At 75.7% G+C, this 10,235-nt stretch carries 12 protein-coding genes; 8 read left to right on the top strand and 4 right to left on the bottom strand.

All coding sequences use genetic code 11. From position 1 onward, the window contains the following. Window positions 1–144: 144 nt before the first annotated feature. Complete coding sequence (locus tag ACIBTV_RS25375; RefSeq protein WP_396708758.1) at window positions 145–351, top strand: hypothetical protein; 207 nt, start codon at window positions 145–147, stop codon at window positions 349–351. 93 nt (window positions 352–444) lie between these two features. Here ACIBTV_RS25375 and ACIBTV_RS25370 read toward each other — a convergent pair whose 3' ends face one another. Further along, entirely contained in the window at window positions 445–1,530 is a 1,086-nt protein-coding gene (locus ACIBTV_RS25370; protein WP_396708756.1) for a DUF3866 family protein, read from the bottom strand. Between the two features lie 91 nt (window positions 1,531–1,621). Further along, a complete protein-coding gene (locus ACIBTV_RS25365) occupies window positions 1,622–2,623 on the bottom strand; it encodes a cation diffusion facilitator family transporter (protein WP_396708755.1) in 1,002 nt (333 codons plus the stop codon). Window positions 2,624–2,751: 128 nt separating this feature from the next. Between ACIBTV_RS25365 and ACIBTV_RS25360 the strand changes: the two genes are divergently transcribed. The 6 genes from ACIBTV_RS25360 (at window position 2,752) to ACIBTV_RS25335 (ending at window position 7,570) form a co-directional block, all read left to right on the top strand. Next, window positions 2,752–3,750, top strand: a complete 999-nt coding sequence (locus ACIBTV_RS25360) for a helix-turn-helix transcriptional regulator (protein WP_396708753.1) — start codon at window positions 2,752–2,754, stop codon at window positions 3,748–3,750. Then, window positions 3,747–4,799 carry a helix-turn-helix transcriptional regulator gene (locus ACIBTV_RS25355; RefSeq protein WP_396708752.1) on the top strand — a complete coding sequence of 351 codons (1,053 nt, stop codon included), beginning with the start codon at window positions 3,747–3,749 and terminating at the stop codon, window positions 4,797–4,799. Before ACIBTV_RS25360 ends, ACIBTV_RS25355 begins: the two co-directional genes overlap by 4 nt. 10 nt (window positions 4,800–4,809) lie before the next feature. Next, a complete protein-coding gene (locus ACIBTV_RS25350) occupies window positions 4,810–5,058 on the top strand; it encodes a hypothetical protein (protein ID WP_091589221.1) in 249 nt (82 codons plus the stop codon). Between the two features lie 195 nt (window positions 5,059–5,253). Further along, complete coding sequence (tatA, locus tag ACIBTV_RS25345) at window positions 5,254–5,565, top strand: Sec-independent protein translocase subunit TatA (protein WP_091589220.1); 312 nt, start codon at window positions 5,254–5,256, stop codon at window positions 5,563–5,565. 18 nt (window positions 5,566–5,583) lie between these two features. Then, entirely contained in the window at window positions 5,584–6,537 is a 954-nt protein-coding gene (tatC, locus tag ACIBTV_RS25340) for a twin-arginine translocase subunit TatC (RefSeq protein WP_396708749.1), read from the top strand. Window positions 6,538–6,643: 106 nt separating this feature from the next. Continuing rightward, window positions 6,644–7,570 carry a diacylglycerol kinase gene (locus tag ACIBTV_RS25335; RefSeq protein ID WP_396708747.1) on the top strand — a complete coding sequence of 309 codons (927 nt, stop codon included), beginning with the start codon at window positions 6,644–6,646 and terminating at the stop codon, window positions 7,568–7,570. On the opposite strand, the gene ACIBTV_RS25330 is transcribed toward ACIBTV_RS25335, so the two are convergent. Beyond that, window positions 7,533–8,444, bottom strand: coding sequence for an EamA family transporter (locus ACIBTV_RS25330; protein WP_396708746.1), 912 nt, complete (start codon window positions 8,442–8,444; stop codon window positions 7,533–7,535). The genes ACIBTV_RS25335 and ACIBTV_RS25330 overlap by 38 nt on opposite strands. A gap of 69 nt (window positions 8,445–8,513) precedes the next feature. Between ACIBTV_RS25330 and ACIBTV_RS25325 the strand changes: the two genes are divergently transcribed. Continuing rightward, entirely contained in the window at window positions 8,514–9,368 is an 855-nt protein-coding gene (locus tag ACIBTV_RS25325; protein WP_396708744.1) for a LysR family transcriptional regulator, read from the top strand. Between the two features lie 49 nt (window positions 9,369–9,417). On the opposite strand, the gene ACIBTV_RS25320 is transcribed toward ACIBTV_RS25325, so the two are convergent. Continuing rightward, the gene (locus ACIBTV_RS25320) at window positions 9,418–10,188 is read right to left on the bottom strand and encodes an HAD family hydrolase (RefSeq protein WP_396708742.1); all 771 of its coding nucleotides are present in this window, start codon (window positions 10,186–10,188) and stop codon (window positions 9,418–9,420) included. Window positions 10,189–10,235: the final 47 nt, after the last annotated feature.

Below are 10,235 nucleotides of genomic sequence, written 5' to 3'. Positions count from 1 at the left end.
CGGGGGGGGGGTGGGGCGGGGGGGGGGGGGGGGCGGGTGGGGGGGGGGGGGGGGGGGGGGGGGGGGCCCCGCGGGGGGGCGGGGGGGGGGGGGGGGGGGGGGGCCCCCCCCCCCCCCCCCCCGGCCCGGTAGGCTGACCGGGCCATGACGACGTCCCCGAGTCCGCAGCCGAGCCAGGAGCCCGGCGACAGCGGCCGCCAGCGACAGAACTGGGTCGAGCGCCGGCGGGAGAAGATCCGCGCCGAGATCGAGCGCAACCGACGCGGCGAGTACACCGTGCCCACCTGGGTGCTGGCGCTCGCGCTGGTGCTGATCGTGGGCGGCTGGCTCGCCCTGATCTTCCTCGTCTGACCGTCGCGCTCCCCAGTCGCCGGGCCGTCGCGCCGGGTGGCCGTTGACGGCCACCGCGGTCGCGCCGGCCGGCCTCGTCGGCCACTCGTCGGGTCAGCCCAGCAGCGACGCGGCGTGCCGGCCGGCGGCCGCGGCGGCGAGGAAGTAGGCGTGGTCCCCGTCCAGGCCGCGCCCCATCGTGGACAGCGGCACCACGCTTTCCCGCAGCGCGGCGTCCAGCCCGTCGGTCGCCACCCGCACGATCCGGTGCCGCGCCGCGAGCGGGGCCAGCGCCGCGTCGACCTCGGCGGCCAGGTCCGGATCCAGGCCGTCGGGCACCACCAGCTCCGCGGGGGCCAGGGCCACCCGGCCGTACGCGGTGATGCTGTGGTGCGACACCCCCTGGTGCCGTGGGCGGGCGTCGGCAGCGGAGATGCGCAACGACCCGACCGGGCGCCCGCCCAACGTGGCGATCGCGTTGACCGCCTCGCCGACCGCGACGCCGGAGAACCCCCACCGGGTGCCGGTGCCCAGGTTGCCCGGTCCCTGCGCGACGACCGCCACGTCGGCGTGGAGCACGTGCCGGGCGGCGAGCAGCCCGGTGTGCAGTGTGCTCGCCTCCAGGTCGCCGCCGAAGGCCTGACCGACGCTGACCGTTCCGACCAGGTGACCGCGCAGCCCGGCGAGGGTGCGGGAGAACCAGGCCGGCAGCGCCCCGCCGTCGGTCAGCACGTACGCCACCCGGGCCGCCGGCGCGTCGGCGCGTACGCCGGCCAGGATCGCCGGCAGCGCCGAGTGCAGGTCGGCGGTGACCACCGGCAGGCCGCCCAGGTCGTCGGCGGCCGCCAGCACCGCGCGGTGCGGTGAGGCCTCCTCGTCCACGCCGAGCAGGATGGGTTGCAGCGGCGTGTAGCGGGCCTTCACGAGGTGGCCGGCGTCGCGGGTGTCGCCGGCCTGCGGCGGGTCCGGCGGCAGGCGGTCCGGCAGCGCCACCACGAGGGCGTACCCGCCGGTGCCCAGCCCCATCAGCAGCGCGCCGGCGTTGAGCAGCACCCGGTCGCCCGGTTCGGGCGTGCCCACCAGGTGGGGGTAGGCGAGCGCCCGCATGCGCGTCCCGTCGGGCAGGTCCACGTCCAGCTCCACCGCCCCGGCCCAACTCCGCCGCAGCGCCGTCACCGTCCCGGACCGCCATCGAATCATGCCCGGCACGCTATCGGCGCGGCCGGTCCGCGCCGCCGCCGGGGGGCGAGCGGGCCGGGGAACCAGGGGCGGGTCGGTGACCGCCGAACGGTCAGTGCGTGCCGGGGTCGGTGGGCGGCTCGCCGCCGGGCGGCTCCGGTGCGGGGCGGGACCGCAGGGTCGCGCCGGGCAGCGACCGGGTCGGGTCGAGGAAGAGGAAACGGATCTCGGGGAAGCGGGACCGCAGCCGCCGCTCCGCCTCGTCGGCGGCGGCCTCGATGGCCGCCCCGGTGGCCTCGTCGTCGAAGTCGACCTTGGCGGCGACGAGGATGTCGGCCGGGCCGAGCTGCATGGTGAGCAGCGTGTCGATCCGCTGTACCTCGGGCAGCCCGGCCAGCGAGCGTTCGATCTCGTGCCGCAACCGGTCGGGCACCCCGCGGCCGACCAGCAGCGACAGGTTGCTGTACGCCAGGGTCGCCGCCACGGCCAGCAGCAGCAGGCCGATCAGCACCGAGGCGACGCCGTCCCACAGCTCGTCGCCGGTCAGCTCCGACAGGCCGACGCCCAGCCCGGCCAGGACCAGACCGATCAGCGCCGCGCTGTCCTCCAGGACCACCGCCTTCACCGTCGTGTCGGCGGTCAGCCGCAGGTACCGCAGGGGGGTGGTCCGCCACCGCCGGGACTCGCGGCGGACCTGGCGGACCGCCCGGGCGAGGGAGATCGACTCGATGACGAAGGAGACCACCAGCACCACGTACGAGACCAGGTAGTCACCGCTGTGCTCGTGGACCAGGATGGTGGTCACGCCGTGGGTGATCGCGAAGCCCGCGCCGGCGACGAAGGTGAACAGGGCCGCGAAGAAGGCCCAGACCCAGCTCTCCTTGCCGTAGCCGAACGGGTGCCGCGTGTCCGCCGGCCGGGCGCCCCGGCGCAGCGCCACGAAGAGCAGCACCTCGGTGGTGGTGTCGGCGACCGAGTGCGCGGCCTCGGAGAGCATCGCCGCCGAACCGGAGATCAGACCGGCGACCAGCTTGGCCGCCGCGATGGCGAGGTTCGCCGCGCCCGCGACGACGACCGTGCCGACGCTCTCGGACTTGATCTCCGGCTGGGCCATGCTGCCACCCTATGACCGCCGCCACCGTCGCGCCCGTGGACGGCGAGAGGTCACCGGGTGTGTGTCCGTGCCCGCGCCGCGCCCGCGCGGGTGCACGCGCGCGGCGCGCCGGCTGCTAGCGTCTACCCGTGTCCCGGACCCGTACCGAACGCCTGGTCAACCTGGTGATCTGTCTGCTGTCCACGCGTCGGTTCCTCACCGCCGCGCAGATCGCCGCGACCGTGCCCGGCTACGAGCACGACCCGGACGACGCGCGTGACCACGAGGCGTTCCAGCGCAAGTTCGAGCGGGACAAGGCCGAGCTGCGTGAGCTGGGCGTCCCGCTGGAGACCGGCACGGCGAGCGTGTTCGACGCCGAGCCCGGCTACCGCATCGCCCCCCGCGAGTACGCCCTGCCCGACATCCCCCTCGAACCGGACGAGGCGGCGGCGGTGGGCATCGCCGCGCGGCTCTGGCAGCACGCCGGTCTGGCCGCGGCGGCCTCCTCCGGCCTGGCCAAGCTGCGCGCCGCCGGGGTGGACGTCGACCCGCAGGCCACCCTCGGTCTGGAGCCGATGGTCACCGTCGACCCGGCCTTCGCGCCGCTGGCCGCCGCCGCGCGCGACCGCCGTGAGGTCGGCTTCGACTACCGGGTGCCCGACCGCGACGCCCCCAGCCGCCGCCGGCTCCAACCCTGGGGCGTGGTCTGCTGGCGCGGCCGGTGGTATGTGGTCGGCCATGACCTGGACCGGGACGCCACCCGTTGCTTCCGGCTCTCCCGCGTGGTGGGGCAGGTGCGGGTCACCGGCGCTGCGCGCGCCTACGAGCCACCGGCCGGCGTCGACCTGATCAGCCACGTCGCCCGCTGGTCCGGGCCGGTGGAGCGGCCGGGGCGGGCGACCGTGCTGGCCACCCCGGGTCGGGCGGCCGGGCTGCGCCGCTGGGCCGTGGAGTGCGCCCCCGGGCCCGACGGCGACCGGTTGGTTCTGCCGTACGCGGACGCCGACTACCTCGCGGGCCAGCTCGTCGGCTACGGCCCGGACGTGCGGGTGCTCGACCCGCCGGAGGTCCGCGAGGCCGTCATTCAGCGGCTGAAGGAGATCGCCGTGCGGCACGACGAGCTCGCCGGCGCCGGAGGCCCCCGATGACGCGGCCCGCCGCCCGCGGCGGCTCCCGCACCTCCGCCGACCGGCTCGCCCGGCTGCTGAACCTGGTGCCCTACCTGCTCGCCCGCCCCGGCATCGAGATCGCCGAGGCGGCCGGTGACCTCGGTGTCACCGAACGGCAGCTGCGTGAGGACCTGGAGCTGCTCTGGGTGTGCGGGCTGCCCGGCTACGGGCCGGGCGATCTGATCGACATGGCGTTCGACGGCGACCGGGTGACCATCACCTACGACGCCGGCATCGACCGGCCGCTGCGGCTCACCCCCGACGAGGCGCTGGCCCTCGTGGTGGCGCTGCGGATGCTCGCCGAGACGCCGGGGGTGAGCAACCGGGAGGCGGTCGAGCGGGCCCTCGCGAAGATCGAGGACGCGGCCGGTGACCTGGTCGGCGCGCCGGTGGAGGTGCGGCTGCCGGCCGACACCCGGCGGGTGGAGGCGCTGCGCGCCGCCGTCGACGGCGGGCGGGCGCTGCGCATCACCTACTACACGGCGGCCCGTGACGAGACCACCGAACGCACCATCGACCCGCTGCGGATGCTGATGGTGGGCGGCCGGGCGTACGTGGAGGCGTGGTGCCGCCGGGCCGAGGCCGTCCGGCTGTTCCGGGCCGACCGGATCGACGCGGTCACCGAGCTGGACGAGCCGGCCGCGGTGCCGCCGCAGGCCCGCCCGCACGATCTCACCGACGGGGTGTTCCGCCCCTCACCCGACCTGCCGCTGATCACGCTGCGGGTGGGTCGGGGCGAGCGGTGGATCACCGAGTACTACCCGTGCGAGCGCGTCGAGCCCGGCGACGGCGACCAGTGGCTGGTCTCGTTGCGGGTGACCGACCTCAACTGGGCGCGCCGGTTCGTGCTCGGCCTCGGCCCCGACGTGACCGTGGTGGCGCCGGTCGAGCTGGCCGAGCAGGTCCGGGCGACGGCGACGGCGGCGCTGGACGCGTACGCCCGCCCGGCGCCCGCCGCCCGCCGCGACCCGGCGGCCGACGCGCCCACGCCCGGCGGCGACCCGGCGGTGGCCGCGGGCCCCCGGTAGGCTGACCGCCGTGGTGAAGTGGATCGTGCTCGGGCTGGTGCTGTTCGCCCTTCTCGTGCTCGCGCTGGCCGTCCGGACGGTGCTGGCCCGGCTGCCCCAGCTGCGCCGCGCCGCCGTGGCGCTGCAGCGCCGGCAGGCCGACGCGGAGGCGCTCGCCGGGTCGGCTCAGGCGTTGCAGGCGCGGGCCGAGTCGCTCCAGGAGCAGCTCCTCACCGCCCAGCACCGGATGGAGCTGATCAAGGCCAAGCGGCAGGGCTGATCGACCGTCGTCACCGCGGGTGCGGCTGCCCGCCGGACGAACCGGACCAGGTGGTTGACGGAACATCCCACGTTGGTCAAGACTTCACCGGCCGGGCGGAACCACCCCCGCCCCGGCGGGTGGCAACGGGGCGTTACGCACGTACGATGGGCTCCGACACCACCCCTGTTGTCTGACAAGCGACTGGAGCTTCCCATGGGTGCCCTCAAGCCGTGGCACATCGCCGTCCTCGTGGTCGTGCTCATCCTGCTCTTCGGCGCCAAGCGGCTCCCCGACGCGGCCCGCTCCCTCGGCCGCTCGCTGCGGATCATCAAGGCCGAGACCAAGAGCCTGCAGGACGACGACCGTGACCTGGCGGAGAAGGCCGACGCGCAGGCCGGCTACCAGCCGCTGCCGCCGCACGCCGGGCAGCAGGCCCCCTACACCGGGCAGCCGCAGCAGGCGCCGTACCAGGCCGCGCCGCAGCAGCCGGTCGTCGACCCGGTGCAGCGCGTCCGCGACAACTGACCGACGGGCCCGAAAACGGTGGCCTTCGCACTGCGTAAGCGCGGCCCGAGCAACTTCGAACGGGCCGCCGACGGCTCGATGACGCTCATCGAGCACATCCGGGAGCTGCGCAACCGCCTGTTCCGCGCCTCGCTGGCGATCCTGGTCGGCTTCGGTGTCGGCTTCGCGCTGGCGGAACGCGTCCGGGTGTTGCTCTCCAAGCCCTACTGCGACCTGCCGCAGTCGATCGATCCCGACACCGGCCTGTGCAAGTTCGTGCAGCTGGGCGTGGCGGACGTCTTCCTGCTCAACCTGAAGATCGCGCTCTGGGTGGGGCTCATCGTCGCCGCTCCGGTCTGGCTCTACCAGCTCTGGGCGTTCATCGCGCCGGGCCTGCACCGGCACGAGCGTCGCTACGCGTACGTCTTCACCGCCCTCGCGGCGCCGCTGTTCGCGGCCGGCGCGGTGCTGGCTTTCTTCGTGACCACCAAGGGCCTCGAGTTCCTGCTCAACATCTCCGGGCCGGACATCGCGACCACCCTCGAGGTGACCCGCTACATCTCGTTCGTCACCAACCTGATCCTGCTGTTCGGGGTGGCGTTCGAGTTCCCGCTGATCGTGCTGATGCTCAACTTCGTCGGCCTGGCCAGCGCCAAGCGGCTGCTGAGTTGGTGGCGGGTGGCGGTCTTCGTCTTCTTCGCCTTCTCGGCGGTGGTCACCCCCACCCCGGACCCGTTCGGCATGACCGCCCTGGCGGTCTGCCTCTGCGCGCTCTACTTCGCCGCGGTCGGGGTGGCGTTCATCAACGACAAGCGTCGGGGGCGGGGCAAGGAGATGTACGCCGGGGTCGCCGACGACGAGGTGTCGCCGCTGGAGTTCGACCGGGAGCCGGTCGAGGCGGGGCAGCGGGTCGACGCGAGCGCGCCCATCGACGCACCGGAGCCGATCGCCGCGCCGGCGCCGATCGAGCGTCGCTACGACGACATGACCTGACGTACGGTGACCGCGCCGGCACCACGCGACACGCCGGCGCGACACGCTGACACCACGAAGGCCGCCCCGACCGGGCGGCCTTCGTCGTCACGGTAGGTTCCACGCCGTGACCGCAGAAGATCACCCCGGGTCCACCCCCGACACCCCCGTGGCGGTGCTGGCCAACCCGACCGCCGGCCGGGGCCGGAACCGGGGTCTGCTGGTGCCGCTGCTGTCACGGCTCGCCACCGGCGGTCGACCGGTGCGGCTGCTGGAGGCCGGCAGCGCCGACGAGGCGGAGGCCGCCTGCCACGCGGCGGTGGCCGAGGGCGCCGGTGCCCTGGTCGCCGTGGGCGGCGACGGCACGCTGCACCGCGCGCTGCAGGCGGTCGCGGGCACCGGGATCCCGTTCGGTCCGGTGCCGGCCGGCACCGGCAACGACTTCGCGGCCGACACCGGCTACCCGCCGGACCCGCTCGCCGCCGCGGAGGTGATCGCCGCCGCGCTGCGCGCCGGCCGCAGCCACCCGGTGGACCTCGCCCGGCTGACCAGCCCGACCGGCCCGCCCCGCTGGTACGGCGCGGTGCTCGCCGCTGGTTTCGACGCGATCGTCAACGAGCGGGCGAACCGGATGCGCTGGCCCCGCGGCCGCCGCCGGTACGACCTGGCGATCCTCGTGGAACTGGCGCGGCTGCGCCCCCGCCGCTACAAGCTGCGCCTCGACGGCGAGCCGCACGAGGTGGACGCGGTGCTGGTGGCGGTGGGCAACTGCCCCAGCTACGGCGGTGGCATGCGGATCTGCCCGGACGCCGACCCGACCGACGGGCTGCTCGACGTGGTGGTCGGCGGCCGCCTCGACCGGCGCACCCTGATCCGGGTCAAGCCGAGCATCTACCAGGGCACCCACGTGCGGCACCCGCTGGTGCACAGCTACCGGGTGCGCAGCGTCGAGCTGGCCGCCGAGGGCATCACCACGTACGCCGACGGGGAGCGTTCCCTGGACCTGCCGGTGACGGTCACCGCCGTCCCGGGCGCGCTGCGGCTGCTGCGTTGACCCGGACCGCGCCGACGCTGGCCGCGATGACCAGGGCGATGGCCAGCACCTCCGTGGCGTGCAGCTCCTGCCCGAGCACCAGGTAGCCGGCGAGGGCGGCGACCGCCGGGCCGAGGCTCATCAGCACCGCGAAGGTGGCGGTGGGCAGCCGGCGCAGGGCGAGCAGCTCCAGGGTGTACGGCAGCCCCGAGGCCATGACGGCGAGGACCGCCCCGAGCGCCAGCACCGGCGGGTCCAGCAGGACGGTCCCGGCGGTCGCCAGGCCCGGCGGCAGGGTCACCAGCGCGGCGATGGGGAGAGCGATGGCCAGTCCGTCGGCGCCCCGGAAGCGGGCCCCGACCCGGGCGCTGAGCACGATGTACGCCGCCCATGTCGCCCCGGCGACGAGGGCGAGCCCGGCGCCGACCGGGTCCAACCGGTCGAAGCCGCCCTGCCCGAGCAGGGCCACCCCGGCCAGCGCGACCGCCGCGCACGCCCAGCTCGCGGCCCGGCGGCCGGTGATCACCGACAGCGCGAGCGGGCCGAGGACCTCGAGGGTGACCGCCGGGCCGAGCGGGATCCGGTCGATGGCCTGGTAGAAGATCGAGTTCATGCCGGCCAGGGCCAGCCCGAACGCCGCGGCGGCCAACCAGTCGCCCCGGTCCCGCCCGCGCAGCCGGGGCCGGCACACGACCAGCAGCAGGATCGCCGAGATCGTCAGCCGGAGGGTGACCGCGCCGAACACTCCGGTGCGGGGGAAGAGCAGCGCCGCCACCGCGGAGCCGAACTGGACCGACAGCGCCCCGCCGAGGACCAGGCCGACGGCACCGAGGTCCGGCCGGCGGGCCGGCGGCGCGGCGGTCGTGGCACGGTCGGGGAGCAGGGTGTCGGTCACCCGGGAAACGGTAGAAGGCGCGGCGGTGGCCGGGAAATGCGGGTTGCCCTGTGCTTATGCTTCCCGGTTATGACCGTCGAGCTGCGGCACCTGCGCGCCTTCCTCGCCATCGCGGACGAGGGCGTCATCACCCGTGCCGCCGTGCGGCTGCGGGTGACCCAGCCGGCGCTCTCGCGTACGCTGCGCCAGCTCGAGGACCACCTCGGCGTACGGCTGGTGGACCGGACCACGCACCACCTGGCGCTCACCGAGGCCGGCCGCTCGTTCCGTGACCGGGCCGCCGCGGCGGTGGCCGCCGTGGACGACGTGCTGACCCCCGGGCAGGGGGCCGGCTGGCCGCTGCGGCTGGGGCACGCCTGGGCGGCGCTCGGCGGCCACACCGTCACGCTGCAACGCCGCTGGCGGCAGGCCCACCCGGGCACGCCGCTGGAGCTGCTGCGGATCGACGACCGCACGGCCGGTCTGGCCCGCGGCGCGGTCGACGCGGCCCTGCTGCGCCAGCCGGTGGAGCTGCCCGACGTGCGGTCGGTGCCACTGCTCGCCGAGGCGCGGCTGGCGACCGTGCCGGCGGACAGCCCGCTCGCCGCCCGGGACGCGCTCACCCTGGCCGACCTCGCCGACCAGCCGATCGCGCTGAACACCGAGACGGGCACGACCACGCTCGGGCTGTGGCCGCCGCACGCCGCGCCGGCGACCGTCGTGCCGGTGGCGAACACCGACGACTGGCTCGCCGCGATCGGCGCCGGCCGGGCCGTCGGCGTGACGACCACGGCGACCGCCGCCATGTACCCCACGCCGGCGGTCGCGTACCTGCCGCTCACCGACGCGCCCGAGGTGACCGTGCTGCTGGCCTGGCGTCAGCCCCCGAGTCACCCGGCGGTGCCGGACCTGGTCAGCCTCGCGCGGGAGGTCGTGCGGGGCTGACGACGGTGGTCGTACGCGGGCTGACCGGCCTCGTGCCGGCCGCCGACGGTCAGGCCGGCAGGGCCAGGTCGAGGACCGCGCCGAGGCCGTTCTCGCGGCCCGCGTCGGCGGCCGGGAGCACCAGCACGGCGCAACCCGCCGCGGCGGCTCCCGCGTCGGCCGGCGTGTCGCCCACCATCAGCGTCTGCTCCGGGTCGACGCCGAGCATGCCGCAGGCGCGCAGGAAGATGCCCGGGTCGGGCTTGCAGCGCCCCACCTCGTACGACAGCACGAACGCGTCGATCAGGTCGGTGAGCTGCCACGCGTCGAACATTGGCCGCAGGTCGAAGCCGATGTTGCTGACCACGGCCACCCGGATGCCCGCATCGCGCAGCGCGGCGATGGTCGGCGCGGTGTCCGGGTAGGGGACCCAGCCGTCCGGGACCAGCACCCGCTCGTAGAGCGCGTCGGCGAAACCCTCGACGCCGGCGTCGACCTGCGCGGCGAGCCCGGTGTAGGCCGCCCGGTGGGCGTGCGGGTAGAGGTCGCGCGTCGACCACAGCTCGGCGAGCCGGGCCGGCACCCGGGCGGGCAGCGGACCGCCCGCCCGGCCGGCGGTGAGCAGCCGGTCGGCCAGGGAGGTGGCGCGAATCGGGTCCAGGGTCGCCCCGCACGCCGCGGCGGCCTTCAGCACCCACTCGCGGGGCTCCTCGACCTGCGCGAGGGTGCCGTGGAAATCGAAGAGGACGGCCTTGACCGGCCGGCGGGACGGTCGGGGGAGCGGGCCGCCGCCGACGTGGCCCACGGCAGGGGTCTGGGGCGGTTCGGGTTGGTCCGGCACGTCGTGCACCCTACCGACCGCCCCCGACGGCCCTACCGGTCGGCCTT

Origin of the sequence: Micromonospora sp. NPDC049366 (assembly GCF_044466625.1) — a bacterium.
In the GTDB taxonomy this organism is placed as follows: domain Bacteria; phylum Actinomycetota; class Actinomycetes; order Mycobacteriales; family Micromonosporaceae; genus Micromonospora.
The sequence above is the reverse complement of the archived record's forward strand: the minus strand, read 5'-3'. Positions and strand labels throughout refer to the sequence as shown.